At 55.0% G+C, this 25574-nt stretch carries 21 protein-coding genes and 1 pseudogene; 12 read left to right on the top strand and 10 right to left on the bottom strand.

Annotation, left to right across the window (positions count from 1 at the left end; genetic code table 11):
- From glf to ACWHYZ_RS03625, 5 genes are all read left to right on the top strand, one after another.
- A complete protein-coding gene (glf, locus tag ACWHYZ_RS03645) occupies positions 1 to 1197 on the top strand; it encodes a UDP-galactopyranose mutase (protein ID WP_447985934.1) in 1197 nt (398 codons plus the stop codon).
- The gene (locus ACWHYZ_RS03640) at positions 1175 to 3436 is read left to right on the top strand and encodes a family 1 glycosylhydrolase (protein ID WP_447985933.1); all 2262 of its coding nucleotides are present in this window, start codon (positions 1175 to 1177) and stop codon (positions 3434 to 3436) included. The genes glf and ACWHYZ_RS03640 overlap by 23 nt, the downstream gene beginning before the upstream one ends.
- Positions 3437 to 3446: 10 nt before the next feature.
- A complete protein-coding gene (galE, locus tag ACWHYZ_RS03635) occupies positions 3447 to 4451 on the top strand; it encodes a UDP-glucose 4-epimerase GalE (RefSeq protein ID WP_447985932.1) in 1005 nt (334 codons plus the stop codon).
- Between the two features lie 15 nt (positions 4452 to 4466).
- Complete coding sequence (locus tag ACWHYZ_RS03630) at positions 4467 to 4583, top strand: LPXTG cell wall anchor domain-containing protein (RefSeq protein WP_447985931.1); 117 nt, start codon at positions 4467 to 4469, stop codon at positions 4581 to 4583.
- 751 nt (positions 4584 to 5334) lie between these two features.
- Complete coding sequence (locus ACWHYZ_RS03625) at positions 5335 to 7206, top strand: ABC transporter ATP-binding protein (protein WP_447985930.1); 1872 nt, start codon at positions 5335 to 5337, stop codon at positions 7204 to 7206.
- A 190-nt stretch (positions 7207 to 7396) separates the two neighbouring features.
- Here the strand turns inward: ACWHYZ_RS03625 and ACWHYZ_RS03620 are convergent.
- From ACWHYZ_RS03620 to ACWHYZ_RS03600, 5 genes and pseudogenes are all read right to left on the bottom strand, one after another.
- Positions 7397 to 7701 (bottom strand): annotated as a pseudogene (locus tag ACWHYZ_RS03620) (BPTD_3080 family restriction endonuclease); the annotation flags it as partial.
- A gap of 246 nt (positions 7702 to 7947) precedes the next feature.
- Complete coding sequence (locus ACWHYZ_RS03615; protein WP_447985929.1) at positions 7948 to 8145, bottom strand: TOBE domain-containing protein; 198 nt, start codon at positions 8143 to 8145, stop codon at positions 7948 to 7950.
- A 409-nt stretch (positions 8146 to 8554) separates the two neighbouring features.
- The gene (locus ACWHYZ_RS03610) at positions 8555 to 9379 is read right to left on the bottom strand and encodes a PEP-CTERM sorting domain-containing protein (protein ID WP_447985928.1); all 825 of its coding nucleotides are present in this window, start codon (positions 9377 to 9379) and stop codon (positions 8555 to 8557) included.
- Between the two features lie 1231 nt (positions 9380 to 10610).
- Positions 10611 to 10826 (bottom strand): response regulator, encoded by a 216-nt coding sequence (locus tag ACWHYZ_RS03605; protein ID WP_447985927.1) that lies wholly within the window; start codon positions 10824 to 10826, stop codon positions 10611 to 10613.
- A gap of 579 nt (positions 10827 to 11405) precedes the next feature.
- On the bottom strand, positions 11406 to 13391 hold the full coding sequence (locus ACWHYZ_RS03600; RefSeq protein WP_447985926.1) for an ATP-binding response regulator: 1986 nt from the start codon (positions 13389 to 13391) through the stop codon (positions 11406 to 11408).
- Positions 13392 to 13888: 497 nt separating this feature from the next.
- On the opposite strand from ACWHYZ_RS03600, the gene ACWHYZ_RS03595 reads away from it, so the two are divergent.
- Both ACWHYZ_RS03595 and ACWHYZ_RS03590 read left to right on the top strand, forming a co-directional pair.
- Entirely contained in the window at positions 13889 to 14734 is an 846-nt protein-coding gene (locus ACWHYZ_RS03595) for a cache domain-containing protein (RefSeq protein WP_447985925.1), read from the top strand.
- Positions 14668 to 16173: a response regulator gene (locus ACWHYZ_RS03590; protein WP_447985924.1), complete on the top strand. Its 1506-nt coding sequence runs from the start codon at positions 14668 to 14670 to the stop codon at positions 16171 to 16173. The genes ACWHYZ_RS03595 and ACWHYZ_RS03590 overlap by 67 nt, the downstream gene beginning before the upstream one ends.
- Before the next feature lie 57 nt (positions 16174 to 16230).
- Here the strand turns inward: ACWHYZ_RS03590 and ACWHYZ_RS03585 are convergent, their stop codons facing one another.
- The 3 genes from ACWHYZ_RS03585 to ACWHYZ_RS03575 all read right to left on the bottom strand — a co-directional run bounded on the left by ACWHYZ_RS03585 (position 16231) and on the right by ACWHYZ_RS03575 (position 17592).
- Positions 16231 to 16410, bottom strand: a complete 180-nt coding sequence (locus ACWHYZ_RS03585) for a hypothetical protein (RefSeq protein ID WP_447985923.1) — start codon at positions 16408 to 16410, stop codon at positions 16231 to 16233.
- Between the two features lie 254 nt (positions 16411 to 16664).
- Positions 16665 to 16811 carry a hypothetical protein gene (locus ACWHYZ_RS03580; RefSeq protein ID WP_447985922.1) on the bottom strand — a complete coding sequence of 49 codons (147 nt, stop codon included), beginning with the start codon at positions 16809 to 16811 and terminating at the stop codon, positions 16665 to 16667.
- Between the two features lie 328 nt (positions 16812 to 17139).
- Complete coding sequence (locus ACWHYZ_RS03575) at positions 17140 to 17592, bottom strand: SRPBCC family protein (protein WP_447985921.1); 453 nt, start codon at positions 17590 to 17592, stop codon at positions 17140 to 17142.
- 740 nt (positions 17593 to 18332) lie between these two features.
- Between ACWHYZ_RS03575 and ACWHYZ_RS03570 the strand changes: the two genes are divergently transcribed.
- The 4 genes from ACWHYZ_RS03570 (at position 18333) to ACWHYZ_RS03555 (ending at position 22247) form a co-directional block, all read left to right on the top strand.
- Complete coding sequence (locus ACWHYZ_RS03570) at positions 18333 to 19394, top strand: SGNH/GDSL hydrolase family protein (protein ID WP_447985920.1); 1062 nt, start codon at positions 18333 to 18335, stop codon at positions 19392 to 19394.
- Positions 19395 to 19975: 581 nt separating this feature from the next.
- Positions 19976 to 20692, top strand: coding sequence for an MEDS domain-containing protein (locus ACWHYZ_RS03565; RefSeq protein WP_447985919.1), 717 nt, complete (start codon positions 19976 to 19978; stop codon positions 20690 to 20692).
- A gap of 322 nt (positions 20693 to 21014) precedes the next feature.
- A complete protein-coding gene (locus ACWHYZ_RS03560) occupies positions 21015 to 21638 on the top strand; it encodes a response regulator (RefSeq protein ID WP_447985918.1) in 624 nt (207 codons plus the stop codon).
- Positions 21639 to 21893: 255 nt separating this feature from the next.
- Positions 21894 to 22247 carry a response regulator gene (locus ACWHYZ_RS03555; RefSeq protein WP_447985917.1) on the top strand — a complete coding sequence of 118 codons (354 nt, stop codon included), beginning with the start codon at positions 21894 to 21896 and terminating at the stop codon, positions 22245 to 22247.
- A gap of 563 nt (positions 22248 to 22810) precedes the next feature.
- Here ACWHYZ_RS03555 and ACWHYZ_RS03550 read toward each other — a convergent pair.
- Positions 22811 to 23137: a hypothetical protein gene (locus ACWHYZ_RS03550; RefSeq protein WP_447985916.1), complete on the bottom strand. Its 327-nt coding sequence runs from the start codon at positions 23135 to 23137 to the stop codon at positions 22811 to 22813.
- Between the two features lie 343 nt (positions 23138 to 23480).
- A complete protein-coding gene (locus ACWHYZ_RS03545) occupies positions 23481 to 24401 on the bottom strand; it encodes a hypothetical protein (protein WP_447985915.1) in 921 nt (306 codons plus the stop codon).
- 762 nt (positions 24402 to 25163) lie between these two features.
- Here ACWHYZ_RS03545 and ACWHYZ_RS03540 point away from each other — a divergent pair.
- Entirely contained in the window at positions 25164 to 25544 is a 381-nt protein-coding gene (locus tag ACWHYZ_RS03540; protein ID WP_447985914.1) for a DUF5681 domain-containing protein, read from the top strand.
- Positions 25545 to 25574: the final 30 nt, after the last annotated feature.

Raw genomic sequence — 25574 nt, 5'->3', positions numbered from 1 at the left:
ATGTTCGACTATTTGATAGTGGGAGCCGGATTCGCCGGCAGCGTGTTGGCGGAGCGCCTGGCCGCCGGGTTCGACAAACGCGTGTTGATCATCGACAAGCGCCCGCACATTGCGGGCAATGCCTACGATCATTACGATGAGCACGGGATTCTTGTGCATAAGTACGGGCCACACATTTTTCATACGAACTCCCGTGAAGTGTTCGAGTACCTCTCCCGCTTCACGATGTGGCGGCCCTACCAGCATCGTGTTATGGCCAGCGTCGATGGGCAGCTGCTTCCAATGCCTATCAATCTCGACACGATCAACCGCTTGTACGGCATGAACCTGACGTCATTCGAGTTGCAAACATTCTTCGCCTCAGTGGCCGAGCCTGTCGCCACGATCCGGACGTCGGAGGACGTCATCGTGAGTAAGGTCGGGCGGGAACTCTATGAAAAGTTCTTTCGGGGCTATACGCGTAAACAATGGGCTTTGGATCCCTCGCAGCTCGATGCCCAAGTGACGGCCCGCGTCCCGGTCCGGACGAATCGCGACGATCGGTATTTCTCCGATACGTATCAGGCAATGCCGTTGCACGGGTATACCCGCATGTTCGAACGCATGCTCTCTCACCCGAATATCAAACTCATGCTGAATACGGATTATCAGGAAATCAAAGACGTGATTCCGTATGGTGAGATGATCTACACCGGCCCGATCGACGAGTTTTTCGATTACCGCTATGGCAAGCTGCCGTACCGATCGCTGGAGTTCCGCTTCGAATCGCTCCCAAAATCCGTACATCAACCGGTGGCGGTCGTGAACTATCCCAACGAGTACTCGTACACAAGATCCACCGAGTTCAAGTATCTGACTGGGCAACACCATCCCTGGACAAGCATCGTCTATGAATACCCGCAGGCCGAAGGCGACCCGTATTATCCAATTCCGCGTCCAGAGAATGCCGAGCTGTACCGACAATATCAAGCGCTGGCCGACGAAACCGACGGCGTGCATTTCGTGGGGCGGCTCGCCACCTATAAGTATTACAACATGGATCAAGTCGTGGCCCAGGCCTTATCCCTCTGTACGACCCTGACGGGCATCCGCCGTCAGACACTTGTGCAGACCGTTTCGTCCGCCGAGAGGCTCGGCAATGCTGTGTTCACGCCGAATGGAGATGGAGATCACAATGGAGCTATGGGCAGGCGTTGAGTGTACCGTTAATCGCGTCGGCGATCGGTATTTCGATCAATCGGTTAGAAACGGACACGATAAGCGCGTGGAGGATCTCAATCGTTTCGCCGGTCTCGGGATCAAGGCTATTCGATATCCCATCCTGTGGGAACGGACCGCGCCGAACGGCCTGGGTTCCGCACGCTGGGAGTGGCCTGATGAACGGCTCGCGCGACTCCGCATGCTGGGCATACGGCCGATCGTCGGGCTGCTCCACCATGGCAGTGGTCCGCCGAGCACGAGTCTGGTAGATCCCGCTCTTCCTGAGCGTCTCGCGGAGTATGCGCTCGCGGTCGCAACCCGCTATCCCTGGGTGTCGACCTATACGCCGGTCAACGAACCCTTGACGACGGCCCGCTTCAGCGGGCTCTACGGGCACTGGTATCCGCATGGCCGGGACACCGCGACCTTCTTAAAGGCCTTGCTCGTCCAGTGCCGGGCAGTGGTCCTCGCGATGCGGGCGATCCGTACCGTGAACCCAAACGCCGAGCTTATTCAGACGGAAGATTTCGGTGTGACCTATAGCACGCCACGGTTGGCGTATCAGGCAGAATTTGAGAACCAACGAAGGTTGCTGAGCTTAGATCTCTTGTCGGGGCGAGTCGATCAGCAGCATCCACTCTGGAACCGCATCATCCATGCCGGCATCCCGGAGGCGGACGTGACATGGTTCTTAGACAATACCTGTACGCCGGATGTGATCGGAATGAATTACTATCTGACGAGCGATCGGCTGTTGGATGAACGCACGGAGCGCTACCCGGCTTGGTCGCATGGCGACAATGGACGCGATCGGTATGCCGACATCGAAGCGGTCCGGGTATGGGAGCCCGGGATCGCCGGTTTTGGGAACCTCCTGTCGTCCCTATGGAACCGCTACCGACGCTCGGTCGCCATCACGGAGGTGCATCTCGGATGTACGCGTGAGGAGCAGCTACGCTGGCTGATGGAGGCATGGAACGATTGCCGGGAGGTGAGACGCCAAGGGGTCGATGTTCGCGCGGTGACGGTGTGGTCGTTGCTGGGCGCGTATGACTGGAACCGGCTCGTCGTAGAGGAGGAGGGGTTTTACGAGCCCGGCGTGTACGATATTCGCGGGCCCGAGCCTCGCCCGACCGCTATCGCAGCCATGATGCAAGCGCTGGCGACAGGCGGGCGATTCGACCATCCCGTGCTTGAGACGAAAGGCTGGTGGCGGCTGCCGTCCCGATTTCACTACCCGCCGGTGGGAGGGACAACAGAGAAACAAGAGGAGCCGTACGGCCCTTCCCTTTACATCCTCAGTACTCCGGCGGCGATTCATACCAAGCCACGTGGTCATATCCGGCCCTTGGTCATCCTAGGAGCGAGCGGCACGTTGGGACGCGCCTTTACTAAAATTGCCGAGACGCGAGGCTTAGCCTGTCGTGCCTTCTCGCGCCAGGAACTGGATATCACCAATGCTCCGGCCGTGCGGACGACCTTGGAGGCGTGCGGCGCGTGGGCCGTCGTGAATGCCGCCGGGTATGTGCGGGTCGATGAGGCAGAAGTCGATTGTGATGTTTGCCTTCGCGTGAATACGGCGGGAGCCGCCACCCTGGCCGCCACCTGCGGACGCCTCGGCATGAAACTGCTGACATTTTCTTCGGACCTGGTCTTCGACGGCACGCGCGCAACTCCGTATATGGAGAGCCATGCACCCGGCCCGCTCAACGTCTATGGACGGAGCAAGGCGGAAGCCGAACGGCAGGTCTTGGGACTCATGCCGTCGGCGCTGGTCATCCGCACGAGCGCGTTTTTCGGTCCCTGGGACGACTATAATTTCATCACGACGACGATCAGGCACCTCAGTGCTGGCCGCCCCGTCCGCACAAGCCGGAATGTCGTATCGCCAACCTATGTTCCGGACCTCGTCGATGCGAGCCTGGACCTGCTGATTGACGGTGAGCGAGGCGTATGGCATTTAGCCAACGAGGGAACGGTCACGTGGGGCCAGCTCGCCAGAAAGACCGCCGCGATGGTAGCCATGGATGCCGACCTCGTGGAAGACTGCGATGTCAAAGACCTCGGTTTGGCTGCACCTCGGCCCTCCTATAGCGTGCTGGGCACGGAGCGAGGCTCCTTGCTGCCGCCACTGGAGGATTCATTAGAGCGGTACATCGGGGAATGGAAGCGGCAGACCGGCGAGTGGTCAAGAATGAGAGGTAACCGTACAGCGTGCGTTGTGCAACGTGAATAGGAGCCGATCGATGCAAGTATTGGTGACCGGTGGAGCCGGATATATCGGGAGTGTCGTGACTGAAGAATTGTTACGACAGGGTCACATGGTGGTGGTGTACGACAACCTGTGCAAGGGCCATCGGGATGCGGTCGTGGCTCCTGCCTTGTTGGTTGAGGCAGATCTCCTCGACGTAGCGACATTGCGACACGCCATGACGGACCATCGTATCGAAGCGGTCGTGCACATGGCGGCCGATTCGCTCGTCGGTGAATCGATGACGGATCCGGCGAAGTATTACCGCAATAATCTCCAGGCCGGGCTGTCGTTACTCGACATGATGCGGTATTGCGGCGTGCCCAATATCGTCTTTTCCTCTACCGCCGCTGTGTATGGCGAACCTGAGCGGCAGCCGATTCAGGAAGCGGACCCGACGCATCCGACCAATCCCTACGGCGAAACAAAGTTGGCCTTCGAACGGGCGTTGTACTGGTATGACCGCGCGCATGGCCTGCGTTACACGAGCCTTCGATATTTCAACGCAGCCGGTGCCACTCAACACAACGGTGAGCGCCACGATCCAGAAACACATCTGATTCCGTCCGTGCTCGACGTAGCGGCCGGGCGACGTGCCGACGTATCGATCTTCGGCGACGATTATCCCACCCGCGACGGGACCTGCGTGCGCGACTACATTCATGTTGAAGATCTGGCCAAGGCCCATGTGCTGGCGCTGGAATCTATGTCGACGGGGAAGGCAGCCAGTCGCATCTATAACCTTGGTGGTGGCGGGGGGTATACGGTTCGGGAAGTCATCGACACCGCACGGAGCGTGACAGGCGAGAAGATTCCCGTCCGCGTGGCCCCGCGCCGGCCGGGCGATCCCGCGACACTGATCGCCAGTTCCGACAGGATTGCATCGGAGCTGAAGTGGCATCCGGCTCGGCAAAACTTAGTGGACATCATCGAGTCTGCGTGGGGTTGGATGACAAGACACTCCAAACGCGGCGTGCCCGCAGATGCTCCTCGCGGCTAATCTCAGCAATCCCTCATGGATCTTCGCCGCGTCCAGCTTATGGCGCAAGTGCGCCCGCCGTCCGGCCTCGCGATGATCGGCCTTCTTCTCATCGGATTCGGCCTGCTTTTCGTCCTGAGAAGGCGACAGTAAAGGCAAGACTTATTCAACCCACTATCCCGTACTCAATTCGAGCACCGCAGGTAGTTGCAGCTGTATTATGATGTAAACGACTGGCAGGATGCCGTCCTTCAGAAGCCCGTGTTGCCGGACGAGCTCATTGAGACAATCGAAGCGGCAAGGATAGTTCACGATAAAGGGTCGGGCCTAAAATCACTGCGAGTGGGAACGCGAACAACAGCAAGTCTGACGTTGCCATTCGCATACACACCGATACGAAACGCTTCATAGGGCGGCCACCGCTCTGCATCCAGGCCACGGCATGTTCGTCTTCGGTGCACCGAATGCTTTCGGGAGGCGCACTATCGACAAAACCTCGACTGCCCAAACATTGCCCGGGGAAAGGGAAGAGATTGCCAGTACAATGCGGTTCGATGCTCACGACCCATGGGGACGTCCAGCAAAAGCTTGAGCCGGCAGAGGCAATACTGCCAAGAGAGAAAATCATAGCCGCGAGCCCGCCGAGCCGAGTCGTAAATTGCGGCTGAAGAATGGTAATGGCATGCATTTCCCCCTCGTTTTTCCATTGCACAACCACGAGAACTATCGCAAGAGTAAACGCTCCATGCCTACCTTTTAAACGCAATCTTAACTTTCAGCGACGGTCATTCGCCGGCAATCGTTAATCGTGTTCACCCGCGCTCTGGGGATTGTTCCCGGAGCCTGGGATGACAACCGGGTTCTTAATTGATAAGAAGTAAGAACATGCCTTATTTGACATTTCGTGGTGTGCTTACTACTCTTTTTACATACTGGACACGAGAGCGAGCTTCTCATTACACGCATCAGTTCCCATTCTTGCAACACGGCCAGCACGTCTGTCTACCGACGACTTTGCGAATATTTCAAGCCTCATTGGTTCAATCTTGGTTTGATTTTCACCCTCAGCGCTCTCTCTATTCCCATTGCCATCCTGCTCCCCATCCCATTAAAGATCGCCATAGACAGCGCTCTTGGGAGCGAACCCTTGCCAAGAGCATTACATCTTCTGGTCACCTCGGGTATCGTATCCAACCCATCCACGGTCATCATACTCGTGGTTGTTTTGTATATCGCCTTGGCTATTGTTTCGCATGCAAGAGCTCTTGCTATTTGGATGCTCTCAGCTAAGACCGGCGAAGACATGATTCTACGCTTGCGCATCGATCTCTATGCTCATGCACACCATCTCCCGCTTGAATACCACGATAAAACCAACACCACCCAAACGCTCTACCGTGTGTACCAAGATGCAATGGCGATCAAGCATGTTCCCATAGACGGCGTGATCCCATTTCTCAACTCATGCTGCATGTTTATCGGAATGGTGGCGGCCACATTTCTTATTGACTGGCAATTAGCCATCGTAGGAATCGTCGTCACACCTCCTTTGCTCATTCTTACTCGGTATTACAGTAAGCAGCTCCGGGCTAAATGGACGGAAGTCAAAAAAATCGACTCTGAAAACGCAACGGTCATGCAAGAGGCGTTAGCAGCATATCGCCTGGTCAAGACCTTCCACACCGAGGAGCAGGAGGCTCATCGCTTCGTGGGACATGCGGCGGCGTATGCATCCGGACATATCGGGCTTGCCCGCCTTGGAAGCCGGTTCGATTTCTGGACGAGCTTAATCATGGCCTGCGGCACCGCCACGGTCATGCTTATTGGAATACATCACATTCAAGCCGGCTCTCTCACCATCGGAGAGTTTCTCATCGCGATGGCTTATCTCGCTCAGATGTATGCACCTCTTGAAGTAGCTACCAAAAAGGCCGCTGAACTCCAATCTGCCCTGAGCAGCGTCGAACGAGCCTTTGGTCTCTTGGACCAACCCAAAGAGAAGATGACTCACCCCAATGGACAGTCCTTAGCGAAATCCAATGGCGCGGTCAGTTTCCGGAACGTGAGCTTTGCCTATGACTCGAGACGACCAATTCTTGACAATATTTCCTTCGATATTCCATCTGGATCGCGCGTCGGCATCATCGGCTTTACAGGCGGTGGCAAAAGCACTCTGATGAGTTTGCTTATGCGTTTCTATGAGCCAATCAGTGGCCAGGTGCTGTTGGATGGAAAGGATCTCAGAGAATACAATCTCAGCGACTTACGGCAACAATTCGCCACCGTTCAACAAGACACCTATTTGTTTTCCAACTCTATCGCCCAAAATATTGCCTATAGCCGACCTGGCGCCACGATCGAGGAAGTGATCTTCGCGGCCAAAGCCGCACACGCCCATGATTTTATTATGCGTCTCCCGGATGGGTATCAGACTGCCATCGGAGAACATGGGGTTAGGCTATCTGGGGGAGAACGTCAGCGAATCGCGCTCGCAAGAGCATTCTTAAAGAATAGCCCTATTCTTGTTTTGGACGAGCCTACTAGTGCCCTAGATATCAGCACCGAAGCCGTCATTGTTCAAGCGATGGAAAATGTGATGCGAAATCGTACGACATTTCTGATCGCTCATCGGCTCACCACCTTAAAGCATTGCAATATTGTCCTTACTCTTTCACAGGGATCCATTACAGTGCAACACACCGAGCCATTGGCATATCAGAACGAAGACTTCGTAGCGGCCATACCTTCGCTCGCCACCTCTCTTATTTCTCAATAATTAACGTTTCGTTAACTTTCTCCAAGCCTGATTCCCCCTTCCATCAGGTATACCGAGGGTCACCCATGAACGCATGGATTCCCCAAGGAGCTCCAATGTGTAAAGATCTTTTGTCACTAGTCCGTGCTACGCGGCAAACGGGCTCTGGCCCATCTTCGGTCGCACCATCCCCCGATCGCGTGTCTCTGCCGGCCAGCTTCAAGGCCACTCGCATCAGTTCTGGATCGGCGTCCTGATTGGCGTTGATGAGGTGTGCAAGGAAGCCTTTGCCTGTCTTGGTGTGCGGAGCGATCTGCGGTAGCCAAATGGCGGTTCGACTGCCTCGACTTGGCAAAAGATTGGTCGAGTATTGCTGAATTTGTGATGACGCCAATGATGTAGTAATCGAGCGGTTTCAGTTGTGATCTGCCCGTCGTTCGAGTTGTGCAACTTGCGCCATGCTTCTACCTGGTCCCGCACCCCATTAATGATAGCGGTGATATCATACTGTTGTTCGTGTGGCCAGGATGTACTTACAATGACATAACTATTCCTGTCGATGATACCCTTTTTCATTAAGCCAATCACTGCGTACTAAGGGCCTGAACTAGTAGACTCGCAATAGGAACCCTGAGGCTTGCGTCGCCCACCGTCACCCGGTGACTCGTGACAGAATCAAGGGGCGCCTCACAAGGAACCAGTGGGAATGGGTAAGCCCACCGCCTAGCGGAAAAGTTGTGTCCACTAGGCGGTCGATGCCAGCTATGCCTCGTGCAACATGACTTCAGTTGCCTTGATGATGGCGGTAATTCGATCACCGTTGTTGATTTGCATCTCGTCCAACGCTTCCGTAGTTATTGAGGCACCGAGCTGTAACTCTCCAGCCTTCAACGTCACGTACGCTATTGCATTGCCTTTCTGAACCGACGTGACCTGCCCGGCGAGTCGATTTTCTTCCATACCAGTCCACCTAACCGCAATAGCCAAAGGTTGGTCTGCAGCCAAGTGATGCAACACGATCACCACCCTGGTTAAATATCTAGGGAAGCAAGCGGCCACATAATGGATAAGGCTGCAATCTCACATACCGTTTTGAACAGGAAAGATCGACCGTTAACCATCACGGTGCTGTCCCCCTGTTCCTGACCGCTCTCCCACTATCCGACGATACAACCGACACCGGGGTTCAAGATAGTGTGCAGGACCCGTGTATGCAGTCGCATAGACAACCAATATTCAAGGAGCCGCATGTCTCAGCCAGCACCTCTATTTGCTCGGTCAGCTCCTCTACTTAAGCGGTCGGATTACTACCAGATGATTCGAGGCGTCCATTACGGTCACCCTGGACGCCAGGTTCTCACTATGACTATTATGAGCCGTTCGCCATCCACCGGCGCAAGGCAAGACCCGCTAAGCCGGGACCCACGAGGAGAATGGTCGCAGGCTCGGGAACGCTCATCCCTCCTGCTGCCGTTGCCGCGGTCACAAGGGTCACCGCTCCGCGTTCCCCGTCACTGGTGGTATTGATCGCCGTCCAGTTCGCGGCGTCATAGCCGTTCCAGACATAATGATGGGATTCATCCCAATTACTGAGGCCCGAGGGGGTCAAATCCTGATTGATGGGATAGCTCGCATAGCTGCCAGGGATTGTCACTTGATCCCCAAAATTGGTCGTCTGCGTTCCCAGTCCGGAAAACAGGACGCCAGGAACCGAATCCGCGGCTAAAAACACTGCGCCGATTCCGGTTCCAGACCCTGCCCAGTTGATCGCATTGATCAGAAAGCCCTGTGGTCCGTCAAAGGAAGTGGAGCCTGGAAAATGCATGTAGTGAAAATCTCCATCCTGCCCGGTGACCATCACGCGGTCGCCAAAGCTACTTGTGGTGACCCCTGCTAAGAGAGCGACATAGGTTGGGGGGGCATCCCAGGGACCAATATTGGAAGCGACGACCAACGCGTTAAATGATCCGGCTGGTTTAGGGCCGGCATCCCAATAGGTGATCGTCCACATATTGTGATCAGTAACGCCGGCTGCCTGTCCAATCAGCCCGTCAATGGTCGTCTGGTAGTTCGGCGTACTTGCCAGTCCGCCCGAATACCAGAGGACGTTAACCGTACTCGCGTAAGTGCTACCGCCATGCAGAACAAATGCGATCCATAAGAGCCAGAGCGACAATGATGCCTTCGGTTTCATACGTTCTTCCTCCCCATTAAAATATAACTAATTAACAGTACGCAATACATAGGCCGCGTTGCGAGTAGTGGGCTAAACCGCAGTATCAACTAGATGTTTGTACACTGTTAGAGCGTGCCCGTATGAGATGCGTAGTCCAACATGTAAGACTTTCCTGACATTGAAGTCGGTACGGATGCTGGCTCTTAGCGTATGAAGCTGAAGAAAGGCCTGTCGTTATTGAAGTTGCGATCGTAGTGGAAGCCCGCTTTCGGTGTTAAATTTCCCGTCTCGTACTTTAGGATTAAGCCGAGGTCTGAGTGGCACGAAGAAAAGAAGCTCTGTAAGAGGAAGGAGAAGATCGGCAAGTTATTGCAAGGCGAGAAGTAGGTCTTAGCCTAGGGGGTCCTTTGTTTCCCTTGATGAGAGTCTTGAACCAACGGAACGCATTCCCTGTGCCTCGGTCACGTCCTTCAAGCGCAGCTATGACGCCAGCCGGTTCCCAGGTAATCGATTGAGAGAGGGAGTTCCGCCATCGTCAGGAAGAGTATCCCAAGTGCGTCACAGGCGATCCTTGCTGAGACGATCTGTTTCAAAGGCGAGAAGCCAGACGTCCAGGTCGGTGGAAGTACACTCGTGCGAAGCGGATAAACCGCGAAAGGCTTGGCATCCCTCCTACGCGGTAGGTCTTTAATCTAGGTTCACATGTTATTGGTTAAAGCAGGACTACCGGAGTGCGAAGGACATATTGAACCCCGTGGGATTGGAAGTATCCGGGGTTCAAAGACACCTTGATGAATCCTCAATGTGTGGTTCCGAATTGATTGACGTAAGCGTAAACTTCCACAGAAATGTCGCTGCATGAGACTCGAGAGCCAGAAGGAGCGGAGCAACCCCCCAATTCCCACCAATGAGCATAACCCGCCGAGCTCGATGGCTGCCATTTCAAAGTGAGATTTTACGAGTGCCGGTAACAAAAACACCACCGCACTCGCCGGACAGCCAGCTGGGCTCTGAGGATCGGAGGCAGCGGTCATAGCGGTACGACACTTCGCAGTCCAATGCTGGATTGTGGCACGCCCTCTATAACACGGCACCTGAGCAGCCGCTGTAAGGTGACGATCAACCTTGCACGATCAAGCGGCTTAGAAAACACCTCGGCGGCCCCGAGGTTCGCCGCTTCAACCGCCAGAGCGCTATGAACCTGCCGGTCATCAACACGACTGGAAGGTTCCCATCGATCCCTTTCACGTCACGAAGCCAACGTCAAACCGTCCATGTGAGGCATCTTGATATCGGACAAGACGAGGTCATACGGGCGCTCGTGCAGGAGAGCCAATGCCGCGGAGCCGGACGTAACGAATTCAACGATGAGAGGTTCGAGACGGTGCAACAATGTTTGAGAGAGGGCGTGCAGTAGCACGACATCATCGTCGACAACGAGAATGCGTGACATTTTGTCGCTCATACCCATGTCTCCGACATCAGTAACTTTTGACGGACAACACAGCGCGTTTGGCCGAAGAAGGAGCTCTGTGAACTGCTGGACCCGCCGCGAGTAAACGCTAGCTCTTCGCTCGTAAAGATACGATATCCAATCGGCGTGCTACCTATAAAAACATCATAAAGGGAACACGAGGAGGCAACCGTATATTTCGGATGTGTATCATAGGAGGCTTAGATATCGCGGTGGTTGCCGAGGTATAACCACCGAGAAAACTTTTGGATCAGGACTCTGGGCGTTTGCGAGGCCCACATGCTTTCGACGCGGCATTGTGGCTGGGGCAAATGGCTACAGGGGGCCGGATGGCATTCGGATAACCATCTGAAGAGACGGTTGGAGGGAAGTATCATTACTTGGCTCGACAACAACGACTTGATGGACACGCTTTTTCTACATTGCGGAAGCGAGTGGGACGTTTCCGATTACTTCCTTGCCCGTGTTCGAAACTGAGGATGATAGAGGAGCGTACGTTTGGGCGTGCCGAAGAAAGTTTCGACGTAGGGTGTCCCACCGAATCCTCCGGCGCCCGGCTCAGACATTTTCTTATCGTCGCAAAGCTTGGCACGTCCGAATGGTGGCTGATAATGCGTCAAAGGCGTCCGCTTTCGAAAGATACGCATCCGCACCAGCTTGTGCCATCAACTCTACCATCTGCTGCTCTTCCTGAACCGATAGGCCGATCAGAGTGACATTCGGAAGGATGGCCCGGATGTGGCGGGTGGCTTCTACGCCATTCATCGTCGGCATGTTGACATCCATGATCACCACATCGGGGTGAAGATCCCGTGCCAGCTCGATGGCCATCGCACCATTGGACGCTTCCGCGATCACTGTGAAATCCTCTTGCTGGTCGATGATGCTCCGCAGCCCTTCCCGCAATATCTGATGATCATCCACAAGCAAGACCTCAAGTTTTGGCGGCCTTCCCTGGACATTGGCCCTCCCAGGTGATTGCTCTGTGTGGTTCGATGTTACTGACTCTAGTGATGGATTAGAGAATTTAGGTGACCCAGAGAGCAGGAGTGGCACACGGATCTTCACAAGGGTCCCATGTTGAGGCCGGGATCGAATCGTCACCGTCCCTCCTAGCTGGTCGATCTGTTCACGCAGATTAAAGAGGCCGAACCCTCCATCATTCGTTGGCGTTGGGTGCGGCAAGGGGGTAAAACCACGCCCACGATCTCTGACCCAGAGGTGCAGTATCCGGGCGGATCGCCGAATTCGAACCGTGGCCGCGGGCGTCTGCGCATGCTTCAACACGTTGACGAGCAACTCATGAAGGATTTGATAGGTAATCGTCAACGACTCTTTTTCAAGAGGCTTCGGCATGCCATCGTCATGCACCGTCACGTGCAACCCATGCCGCTGCACCTTCGCCACGACCCACTGGACCGCCGCCGCAAGATCGTCTTTATCGCCTAGGATCATGGGGTGAAGATCGGACATCAACCCTCGGGTGTAGGCTAGGGCCTCTTCCACGCTGGCGACGATGTCGCCGAGGGCGGGCTCCGAAGATCGGCTTTGCAGGACTGCCAATTTGAGTTTACAAAAGGCCAGCGTTTGGGCCAAATCATCGTGCAGTGCTGTCGCGAGTCGCTGGCGCTCGCGCGCTTCCGTGCGCCGTAGTTCGCTGCTCAGCGACCGGAGCTGCTCCTGGTAGAGCACCAGAGCCTGAGTCCGTGCCTTGACGCGCTCTTCCAGTTCTTCATTGGCGCGCGCAAGATCCGCCTGTGTTCGCAAGCGCGCTGCTTCGGACCGGTACAGCATCGAGGCATTCCACCAAATCATGGCAGTTAACGTCACCATGCACAGAGCCGTCGATAAGACGACACTGAAACCTGGTCCATAGTATCCCTGGTGTTGTCCCCACAGACTGATCCACCCAATCTGTAATGGTGCCAAGAGGGCAACCAGCAATAAGCGTCGGGCCGTCGCGCCCCCGGCTGTCTCGTTGGTCACGCTGGCCATGAGCCCGCTTTTGGCTTCTATTAATAAGGTGCTGAGAGAGAGCAGTCCCAGGGCCAAGGCAGTGCCGACCGCCATTGGCCTATAGGGTGACCAATAGTCCCGTGTGGAGATTTGATACACCGTGCCGAGGAGGGCAATGTTCGCTAGGAGCAGGGTCAGTACGGCTAGCCCTTGTGAGAGCCAGATGCGTTTCCAGGTCAGAACGGCTACACTAGTACCGAGCAGCATGAGGCTTGTGGCGGTAATACGCGCCATCCGACCAGGATTGGCAGCATCATACGACAGGACGGCCTGGGAAAAGATCCATGTATCAATACCAAGATCCCATTGAAACTCGTACTCAAGGAGGGTGAGCACACCGATGACGGCCATAAGACCCGAGAATGCCCGAGATAGGTACACGGGCAGCAGGGAGTGATATGAAGAGCGTAAGGTCAGCAGCCAAACACTCAAAGCGCCGGCCATCAGGGCGAGAGCGGTGTTGGGCTTGACGGGTGGCCAGGAGAAGCACAATGATCGCAGTTCAGGCACGTGCAGGGCCCAACCCGCTACTACCGCCATCCCCACAACCAAAACTATCCCTGCCAGCAGACGCGCAAAGAAATTATGGATTAGCATCGCGAAATATTAGCTGCTGCATAGATGCAAGATCAATATTGACCTTAACAAGCATGGCTGTATGTTGGCATGATCACCTAGTCAAAACCTACGCTACTATAGAACAAAGCATTATGCACCTAGCCTCTAGGTATAAATGACTGGTGCACCACTTCAAGCGTATTCGCATAACACCCAAACTCCTGCAGGATCGGGCCCATATATTGAGCAAGCCGTATGGCTGATTTGGTTGCATCGCCGATTTTGCCACTTCTCATGGGGCTCCTCTTCTTTGCATCGGGGTCCGGATGGACTGCGATTGCGTGTAGAGCGATAAACTCTACTCGGCGTCGGATTGTCTCTGCCGAGCGTTCGTGGTTCTTGCATTTCCCGCACGCTTGACCTAGGCTGGGACATCGATTGGCATGCCTAACTGACCGAATGACGCGCCGCCGGGCGTCATGATCCATCCACGCCCCACCGCCTTCCTGATTGGTCCCCATCGTCGTTTGATGCTGCTCATCATCGGTTTGGTCGTGGCGGCCGTGCTCGTCGGAATCATGGCGCTCAAGTCTCTACGAGACGATTTAATTGGGCGCGCCGGAGAAAGTCTGACGCTTGCGGCGGTCAGTGTCTCCGGTAAGTTAGACCGCATCCTCTTTGAGCGGTATGGCGACATCGACACGTTGGCCCACGCCTTTGGGCCGCAGATGGACAACCACGCCGATGTCACGATGTCCCTGCACCGGATGCAGCAGACGTATCACGTGTATCGCTGGCTCGGTGTGACCGATCCAACGGGCCACATCATTGCCGCAACTGATGCGGTCACTGTGGGCCAAGATCACGCGACGTCAAGTTGGTTTCAGGCCGCAAAAGGGGAAGGCCAAGTCATCAGCGAGGACGTGAAGCCACGTGTGGAAATAGGAGGAGCCTTGGCCATATCCTTTGCCAGCCCTATTATGGATGGCTCCGGCCAATTTAAAGGTGTGGTCGCTGCCCTTGTCAGTCTACCTGTTTTTGGAGAGATTATTGAACGAATGGAAAGCAGGCTGCAAGCTCAGCTGGGCGCGGCGGCATTCGAGTATCTCGTCGTGACGCGTCACGGGGATGTCATCTTGGATTCTCTCCTCCGGCAGGGAGGGCAGGTCAATCTGAAGGGCCTTCCGTCAGTTGAGCGGGTGAGCGCGTCGGACGCACCCGGTTATGTAGAAGAAGACTCGCCACGGCGCAGGCGCACATGGTCACGGGCTACGCCCGCATGCGGGGTTTTCAAGAATTCCCCGGATTCGGCTGGGGGGTGTTAGTCCGAGTCCCGCGAGAATCCGTGCTCGCGCCGATTGCCAAGGTGACCGGATCTGTCGCCATGGCTGGACTTGTGGTCTTCCTCCCGATGTTTGGTCTCGCGCTGTGGATGGTGAATCGGCTCCGGCTCACTGAGGATCAATTGCGTGATGCCCAGGCCGAGTTAGAAGAGCGGGTTGAGGCCCGCACTCAGGAGCTGCGACAGAGTGAAGCCGAGCTGCAGACGCTGAATGCCACACTTGAAGGGCAGGTGAAGGACCGCACGGCAGCCTTGCGGTCGTTGGCGATTGAACTGAGTCGAACAGAGGCGCGCGAGCGCAAGCGACTGGCGACCGAGCTACACGACAATCTTGCTCAGACACTGGCCTTCTGCAAAATGAAGGTGGGCGCTGCTCTCTCTGAGCCGGGGGATCGATTACCCACGGTGCTCACCGAACTCAAGGACCACCTCGGCGAGGCGATTGCCTATACCCGGACCCTCATGCTCGACCTGCGCCCCATGCTCCTCGGAGATGAACACGATCTCTCCATTGCGATCTCTTGGGTCGTTCAGAAAATGCAGCGGCACGGGATGATCGTCACGGTGCAAGACGATGGGGCGCCGAAGGTACTCGATGAAGAGTTGCTCACGATCACGTACCAATCCATTCAGGAATTGCTGTGGAATGTCCTGAAACATGCACAAACAATGGAAGCCACCCTGTCCCTGCGGCGGTCGGGTGACTATCTTGAAGCGGTCGTCATGGACCGCGGGGTGGGCTTCGAGATGTCGGCTACGCGACCCTCGTCAGAGGAAGGGGCATTCGGTCTATTGAGCATTCGCGAACGCATCGAGCCGCTCGGTGGTCGCCTTGACATCGACTCTCGTCCCGGACATGGGACGTCTGCGAAACTCATTGCACCGCTCAAAGCCGACAGTTCTGCGATCGGTTCCCCAGGCGCGATACAGGAGGCACCGTCCGCACCTCTTGCTGGGCAGAGGGGTGAGGCTCCCGCGCGAGTGGCGGGCTCGAAGGTTCGCATATTACTAGTCGATGACCATCAGATCATCCGCGAAGGGTTGCGGAGCATTATCGAGGAACAAGCTGATTTGGAAGTTGTGGCAGAGGCTGCAGATGGTGAAATGGCGGTCGCAGCGGCACGTCAATTCCAACCCGATGTCGTGATCATGGATGTGAACATGCCGAGGATGAATGGATTGGAGGCCACGCGGCAGATCAAGGCTGAATTTCCACAGATCACGGTCATTGGTCTCTCCATGCACGGGGATCAGCAAATGGCCACAGCGATGCAGGAAGCCGGAGTGTCGGCCTATCTCTCAAAAGGCGGCTCGTTTGAGGTGCTCTGTAGCACCATCCGAAGCAGCATGGGAAAGTTTCGACCAGATACATGCGTTAATAGGCGGCCAGGAATGAATGGATCACGCATGAAAACACTCTGACTTTCGCCGGCCGTAACGGCGTGCCCTTGCAGTGAAAAAACTTGATCTGGTTCAGCGTCATGACGGCTCCTGCTTCGTCAGTTCGCGGACCACCTGCTCTAGTTCCCGCTCAACATACGTCGAGAGCTTCTGCTGCAGGGTCGGATGATTCGCCAGCAGATCCAGCACCATCTTTTGCACAATCCCCTCCAGCGTTTCTCCAATCGCTCGTTCGAAGGCGGCCTGGACATCGATCATGACGCGGTCCTCCTCTCTGTCTGAGTTCGGTCATCGCCATTCAATGTGCCAATAAACTGCTCCGCGCTGGATTGCGTGCAATGCTTCATGAGCGCGATATAGACGGGACACCGGCGCCCAGGAAGTCGTCGGAGGCTTCATACACGGTCCACTCGTCGCGGAACGGGGTTGAGCCAATGAGGTACCGCGGGCGTGGCGGCATCATGCCCGTTCTCCTTTCACCAACGCCTCCACCTTGTCCGTTTCATGCGTAATCAACTTGGCAATGAGCATTGGACGCGGTGCATTTCGGTAAATGCCTTAAACGCCTGCGCCGCAAAGTAGATCCCGAACACAATGCCCAGAATGTCAATCGCCAGCGTAATGGCCAGCACGATCAGGAAATGCTCGTGACTCATCATCGGCATCCTCCTTCCGATGGACGTAGAGAAGAAGGCCGGGTCGGTTGATTCTGAAGGACAGTCAACATTTAATCCGTCACGTGTCGACTTAGTCAGATCTTATCGCGCAATCGCTCTGACTATTTTTCGACGAGTAGGAGTTTTTGTTCATCCAGTTCATCGAGGAGTGTGCGAACCGTGGCCTTTAATTCTTTGATTGTTCCTTCTTGGCTAAATCATGGACCGCTCGAGAGGATGACCAACGAGAAGTGGCTCACATCTGCAAAGTCAGCGGTCCTTCGGCCTCGTTTAGCCCTGGACTAGGCGTTGGGAAGGAAATACCCTTCATTTAGGACGACCAAGTCCTTCCCTTTCCTTCTGCCAGGCGCTTCAACTCTGCGTTCATTTCAGTGAAACCCCGCCTAGTGCCCCGTTCAAGGGCACGGCGAAGCAGTCGAGCCAAAATACCTCTAAAACGTTCGCTTTGGTGCAGCCGAGCCCTGCCTTTTGAGAGCGGCTCAATCACAAATCTGTGGTCCAACTCTAGGATGGCGGGTATGAAGAGACGGCCAACCCATCGCAGTTGCCTGGGACGCTCGGCAGTCAGCACGGTAGCGCGAAATCTCATGCCACGTCCCCGAGAGGGCCGAGCCCGCACCTCTAGTCTGTGCCCAACCTTAGGAGTGCCTCGAACATAGCGTAGAAACGGGTTCCAGCTGGGGTACGCTCTAAAATCGACAAGGACATCCCAGACACGCTCTGGCGTTGCGTCTATGTCAACTTCCGTACGGATTTCGAACATGGTCAGCCCAGCTAAGATCAGCTAACGCATTTGCCGTCCGCCGGTTAGCAATGGCTAGAATACATGCCATCTACCTTTAGAGCTGTCAGTGGCTTTGTTCGAAATCGGAGGAATTCTGCCAACAGAACTGCCACCTGTTTTATTCCGTCAGGTGACAGGACACAGAAGGGCTTGTTTTAATTGGTGAGCCGGCTGGGACTCGAACCCAGGGCCCTCGCCTTTAAAGCGCCAGCAAGCCCACGGCATGTCAAGCGGTTAGAAATCTCCGACTGCCAACGACCGACAGCTATTTACAGCGAGTTGCAAGTCCGCTGCCAATAACTCAGCACGCCTGCCTCAGTACTCTACTGACCCGGCTGTAATAAAGCGTGTTTACATGCAGCCCATGTTGGCTGAAACGTCTCGTGGGTATTGGCAGTGACCCCCTCGCACTCCACTCCACGCACTAGAGCTTCGTGGAAAGATAGCCCTAAGTTTCTTCTTCTCTCTTGATTGCATAAGGAGCCGAGCAGCTCGATATGTCCTTCATTCCGGCGGGAGACGCGCACGCACAACTACGACCCGGCACCTGGTGATTAGTGCCGCAACTCCCCGGTGACGGGTTTGGGCAATGTTTGCGCTTGCGCCTTACCTCCGAAGCCAACACTATAACCCGGGTGATTACCGTAAGGATTTAGCTTATGGCGGGAAGCTAGGGACTTACCGTATAACGGGCCGATCGTTTCTAAAGGGGGCTATTTATGATGTGGAAGCAGCTCGTTCTCGTTCCCGTCTTAATGATAACGCTTTGGTTCGCCCCTGCGCTCGGAGCCCCTTATAGTAGTCTCATCGTGTTTGGCGATAGTTTGTCTGATACTGGCAATGATTTCATCGCCTCACGAGGGGCGATTCCCGCCTCTCCATATTATCAAGGGCGGTTTTCTAACGGGCCTACCTATCTTGATCAACTGGCGCACAATCTTGGCCTTCCGAGCACGCCCTCACTAGCGGGCGGAACCAATACTGCCTTCGGCGGCGCGAGAACCAATAGACAGTCGTTCAGCCCCGCCTTTAGCATTCTCAATCAAGTCCAAGCGTATGTCGATCATACCCCCGCAGCCGATCCACAGGCTCTCTTCGTTCTCTTTGGGGGTGCGAATAACTTGCAGGACGTCATCCCGAGAGCCGCTGCAGATCCCTCGAATGCAGCGACGCTGATACATGCGGCTATCCAACAGACAGTGGGCGATCTGTCCACAATGCTCGATCAACTCACCGCCATCGGTGCCCGTACCATTGTCGTGCCTAATGCCCCAAATCTCGGCCTCACGCCACGGTTTAACGAGCCAGGCCCAAATGTAGGAGCGCTGGCGAGATCCGTCACGCAATCCTTTAACGAAGCCTTTGATACCATGCTCAATACTCACACCGGCGCGCACCTGATCCGCGTGGACTCGTTTGGATTCTTTAACAGCCTGGCGGCCAATCCTGAGATGTTTGGTCTCACGAATGTTACGGCTCGTTGCTACAGAGGGGATGATCTCACGTTTACCAGTGGTGGATCGGTGTGCGAGAATCCGGCTTCCTTTCTGTTCTGGGATGGCATTCATCCCTCAAGCGTTCCGCACCGGCTCTTTGGGGATTTCGTCACCGCCTCGGTTGTTCCAGAGCCGGAGACGGCGATTCTCTTGCTCACGGGTATTGCGATTCTGATCAGTGCACGCCTTACGGTATGCCATCACACATCTCCATCACGAGAAGTGCAAGGGCTACGTGTTCCAGCTTCCAATCAACGCCGTCCGACCACATCCGCTTATTGGTAGACTGGGCGCAGATTTACGCGACGAGTGCCGATTACATGCTTCGGATGTCATCGCTTCACGATCGAAGTGCGGCCTATGTTCCGAGATGTGTCGGCTATGCGCCGAGGACTGCGAGCGAGTGGCAGGAGACGATCAGATGGTGAAGCAGTGCGCCGAGATGTGCCTAAAGCAATAGCTTCTGCAAGTCCTGGCACCGCAATCTTTGGCCTATAGAGCACTGGGCGCTGCAGGGCGAAGTCATTCGATGGAACAATTTCCGAGATCGCGTGTGAAGACCGTTGCTGAAGAAGTCGGAGGTGAATTACTACTGCCTCCACGCTGCACGACACACGTTTGCCAAGGTCGCCTGGCGTGATGTGTGGACCGCGGGAGGGTCCATCAGCGCTCGGTAAGCACGTCTCCAAGAGGAGATGACCCAGGTCAACAATCGCAGGTTCTCTGCAACGCGCGCTACTCTATCCGCCCCCTTTGTAGGAACTCTCTTACGATAAAACAAGACAAAGACAGCTTTTTTGAGCCACCCTCACGTTATACGGTAATGTTTCTTTTCTTTTGACCAAAACCGATAGGAAAAAACGACTATGAGTCAGGCCTTGTCTCCCACACCGAAAAATTTCTCGCACCGGATGGCCTTGTTAAAACAGGGCGAGCATCTCTGTTCAGTGTACGGGGACACGGGAGAGCTGTTAACTCAGGCTGTACCTTATCTCAAGGCGGGGCTTCGCAATGGCGAACGGTGTATTTATGTCGCGGATCAGCATAGTCAAGGAACAATTGTGCAGGCGCTCAAATTTTGGGGCGTCGATGCCGACCATGAAATGAACATCGGCCGCCTGCTGTTTTGGACGCGACACGAGTATCGGCAGCCGGGGCTCTTTGACCTCAACACGATGTTGAACTTCGTCACCCGAACCTTACATCAGGCGCAGGTAGATGGACATACGGGTATCCGACTGGCGGTCGAAATGACCTGGACCGTCAACAACGACATTCATGACGATGATCTCGTCCGGTGGGAAGACTTCATTAACACGATTTCATTTCCCGGCAGCAAAATTTCGTTCATTTGCCAGTACAATCGGCACTTGCTTCCCTCCCCTCTGATTGTCAAGGCGGTTCAGGTTCATCCAGTCGTGATCCTTGGGGAAGAGATCTGTCCTAATTCCCTTTGCCGGCCTGCACACGAGGTGTTGGCGATTCAGGATAGTGACAGTTTGGACACGATACTCTCTACGATTAGCGGGCCCTACCGACCAAAAACAGGTCAGCGTGCCGGGTCTGAGCCCAGGGCCGTTTAAGCTTGAACCCGTGAATTATCTTTCCTCCTGATAGCCTCACGCGTCGACCTAAGTGTGAAAGGATGAGACATGGCCAAGGCTCTAGTGAGTTCGTGATTGTCCGGCATGACGGGAGTGTCTCGACTCAGGACATGGCTAGAAAGCTTAGCCGGCCTCGTTCTCGTTCGGCGTGGGCAGATGCGTCAACGAATTTGGGATAGTAAATACCCGCCCGATTCTGCTACAAACCAAACTTACCGATCACTACAACTCCGGTTCCAGCTCAATCACTCGCAGAAACATTGTTTTTTCTTTAATCCATGTGCTGCCTTGGAGTTCCCCCGTGAATATACTCATCGCCGATGATCATCCGTCGTTCCGTCGCGGAGTGAAAGAGATCCTTACTGAGGCGGTGAAACCGCTCAACATTGGAGAAGCCGGAGACGCGATAGAAATGCTGGAGTTGATTCGGTGCAAGAGATGGGACCTCGTTGTCATGGACATTAGTATGCCAGGCCGAATGGGACCGGAAGTGCTTAAAACGATCAAGGCAGCGTATGCACGCCTTCCAGTACTTGTATTGAGTGTGCACCCTGAAGATCAGTATGCAATCCGCATGATTAAAGCTGGAGCGAATGGCTATCTGTCTAAAGCCAGTACCCCGAGCGAACTGGTCCGCGCCATTAAAACGGTCATGGCCGGAGGCCGGTACGTCAGCTCTGTATTAGGTGAACAATTAGCGATGAAGGTGAAAGGTCTTGAGGGCATGCCGCACGAAGAACTTTCGGATCGCGAATATCAGTTATTGTGTATGATCGGCTCTGGGAAAACTGTCACCGAGATCGCCGATGAGGTCAATCTCAGTGTGACGACGATTAGTACCTACCGCGCCCGGATTCTCGAAAAGATGAGAATGAAGAATAACGCCGACCTCACACGTTACGTCATGCAACAAGGATTGGTGTAACTTCGCACCCGTCTCGCTTCCCGCGGCCTGTTAAGAACCACGTGGCTCTGATCCCTGAGCCATTCCCACAAGCATGAGCTATGCCTTGCGAGCACAACACAAGGGCAAGGCGTCACATCATGGTCTTTCAGAAACCCTGTTCCTTCATCCTGCCGCAACTCTAAAGGTGCCTACCAATTGACGGTAGTTGGGCGGCCAGACCGAGTCGCCAGATGTCCCGGAACGCTCGAGCCCGCAACGGAAGACTGACTTGGTGTGACGGAGCCAGCACGACGACGTTCCGTTCACGGCGTTTCACACTCGCTCCTGGTCGACGACGACGCCGCTTTACTTGATGCCTCTCCGGGTCCCTGGAGGTCCGGTTCGGCCATTTCAGTCTCGATACTTGCGATTCTGGTGCGACAGCATTGGACCTGGCCAAGCGTCAGAAGTACGACTATCGTCGATGTAAATATGCCAAACATGGATGGGTTGCAATTCTTAGCCGAGGTGAAACTAGTACAACCAGAGACACCGGTCTTCATGATATCGGCGCATCCGAACCCAACAATGATGGCGCAAGCATTTCAAGGAGGGGCGGCTGATTTCATTCCCAAACCGTTTGAATGAGAGGATCTTGTGCAAACGCTGCGACATGGCTTGGAACTATCCCGCCTGCAATCGATAGCGGTCAGGCTTGACGGGCGCCGCCGGAATGCGTTGGAGAAAGTTGGGACTCTTCGCCAGCAGTTACGGCAGCGCTCTTTGCGGAGACTGAAGGGCCAACATTAAGCGACCATTCCAGAAAACTCCCGTTAGACTCATCGCAACAGAGTTATGCAACGGCAGTGAGAGTTCCTTGGAATGGTGATCGAGAAGCCTTGAGGCAGCAGCAGATCGGTGATCAAATGGGACAGTGTTCGACTCGTTGGAGCCGGGTAAAGCAGCCAGCGCGATCACTCCCCGAGCGTTTCAGGCATCTGCTTTTGTCGTGTGCAAGCTTCTTGTTCCAGGACCCACAGTGCTTCATTGGCGGATTGGAAATAATGCTAAAGCCTCTAAGACCATACGTGGAAGTGGGGAGGTTGGAGAGGAATTACCAGAAGCTGTCTTACAGGCTCATAGCGAATAGGTAGCGGTCACTCAGTGTCGGGGCGGGTTGACCGCGATGTTATTGGACACGGTATTGGACTTCATTTGTGTTTCTCATAGACTCCCTGGATCGCCTTGCGAGTGAAACTCAAGAACCAGCCTAGAAGAACACAAGCCCAAATCAGAACCGCAGCAATTAAGCGGTTGACCAGTGCTTCTTCCGCATTTCCGCCTGGGGGTGACAACACATACCCGATGTACGTTAAGACGGTGGCTAGCACGGCGCTAGCAAAAGCCCATTCAATGCTCAGATGAAAGGATGTAATCAGTAGAGGAATCGCGTAGAGCATCGGGACCACAATTCCGGGCGGAGTCGCACAGTCCAACAAGAAGACAAGGGCGAAGAGTGGCAGAATGGCGATTTTCATGCCAGGATAAATCGGGCTGGGGATATCGTCTGCGTGGAGCTCTCGCTGTTCATGCTTACCCCTGAAAGCTCAGGGCGGATGCTCAGCTTACGGCTGTATGCTGGTCATTTACCGAAAAGCTAGCATGTAGTGTGCTAGTTCTCCATGTAACCATATTAAATTGTTACGGGAGAGACACGACAAATGGTGCGGGAGTGAACGGCTAATGATGAGCGACAACGCTCTAGATGGCCCAACGTGAGTGGGGAGCAACCTGGCAGAAATCTCAAGGTGTGTGAGTAGCTGTGACTCTTCTGATTAGGTTTGAAGAGCCGACGCCTCAGTTCGACCTCCATTCAACGATCTATAGAATACCGCTCCCGCCCGGCCCCTCTGATGATCCGCCGGCACGATTACGTAGTGGCCCACATAGTCTGGGCCGAGTCGGGCCTCCGCAGGAGGAAGTTAGGACTATAGCTGAAACGAGGCACACAAAGGCGAGGCAGATTTCTGGCATCGCGCCATCCAGCATGCTGAGCCCTTCTTTTTTGCCGAATAGCAGCGGCGTTGCCAAGTATACGGCGTTGGGTACCTGCCCAAGTGGATCAATGAATACGACCTGGCCGAGCTTGTTAATCTGTGTTGGCAGAATGTGCTCTCGGTCAATAAAACGCCCGCGGAATTCGAACCCTTCAAACTCTTCATACGCCTTGCCGCGATCCGCAAAAGCCAGTACACGATCAAGCTCTTGAAGGGAAGCTGAAGATTTTGCCGGAGTGCTCTGGCATACCCGGTGGCCTGGGGTCACACAGGGACAATGCCAACCAACCCGACCATTGATGTTCCCCCCATCGCTGACAACGAGTCCCTGTGCGCCAAACTCGATCAATCTCAACGCAGCCGATCGGGCAGTGCCCCCAAACACTGGCCCAACTGCACCTGGCCCCTCAATCCCAACTTGGCTATTTATGCCGAGCACCATAATGGACGGCCCCACCGCAACCCACGCAACCTCCGCGCTATTATTTTCGATGATAACTTCTCCGAACAGCACCCGTTGGCCTTCGGGAGAACCGGCCTCCGTCTGCTTTAGCCTCTCGGTCACTGACCGAGAGTGAATAACTTCGTCAAACCTGTACGCCGATCCCCAAGCGGAACTGACGATCGGCACGAGAACAAAGCTCATGACGAGTGTGGAAATCCAACGTGTAGTGCCGTGCTGGGTGGTCAAGGGGCTGCCCGATTGTCGGTGCTCACGCGCTTTCGGTTCCGCCCAGCTTCTCATACCTTCAGCATACGGCTCCTTCCTGCACGATTGCTACGCAACACATTCTGTAGGCGTTGCCATGCTGCTGAAGGAGGAGAGGATCGAGAGCGGAGCCGTCATAGATTAAAGTAAACGGAAACCGTGGTCGCTGGTCTGTGGACAGAACCGCATGATTCAAGATTGGGCTGGCCAAAGATCTTGAAAACCAAATGCTAATGGATTGGATGTTTGCAGGGGGAACCAATCCTTTCAGCTTCAACATAAGACGTTCGAGCGATGGCGGCTTAACAAGTTACGATGTTTGGGCCTTGAGAGGGCAGACGATGATGAGGAAGATCAATGAGTTGCGAAACACGCCTGTCCAATCGCCTACATGGATTTACAACGACTTACAAGTACGTGTCCTATATAGGACAGCATAGGGAATGCGGGCTGGCATCCCCATCACATGGGGGATGTTAACAGCAAACGGCCGAAGGTCAATCGGATGATGACCAGCTTACCGGTTACGTCTGTGAGGAGTCGCATGAGCGCAAAGGACCGTGTCCGAAAGCACCGAGATAAGCGGCGAACTGAGGACTGTTCCCGATTGGATCTGTGGATTGATGGCGGTTTGATACATGATCTGCGCATGCTCGCGGGCTATCGAGGTTTACCGCTGCGGGACATTGCTCAAGAGGCATTCTCCGACATGGTAGGGAGATACGCCGGCGTTCTCACAGTGATCAAAAGGCAGGGCAGTCGTCGCGGTTCGCCCGTTACCGGTTATGGGAGGCATTTATGATGGGGTCTGAGAACAGGCAAAAACAGGCAGTACGGCGAAAGACTCCCTCATCGGTCTGGAAGCCCGGTCAAAGCGGCAACCCCGGCGGTCGTCCAAAGGTTGCGGCAGAAATCCAGGCCGTTGCTCGCGATCATGGTCGAGAGGCCATTGAGCGACTTGTTGCGCTGATGGGTTCGAAGAACGAGAGCGTCGCCGTTCGGGCAGCAGAGGCGTTACTCGATCGGGGATATGGGCGCCCCGTGCAAGAGCTCAGTGGACAGGAAGCGGCGCCCAAGCAGACAGCGATCCGAGTCACTTTTGTGGAGCCACCGAAAAGGGATGAACATGGTTCAATTCCACGGCGCCCATCCGTCATCGGTTACTCTGAAGCAAAGTGATCGCATCGTGCGTCTATTGTTCCACGTCCA

Source organism: Nitrospira sp. Nam74, assembly GCF_965152615.1.
Note: the sequence above shows the minus strand (reverse complement) of the source record. Positions and strands in the feature narration are given on the sequence as shown.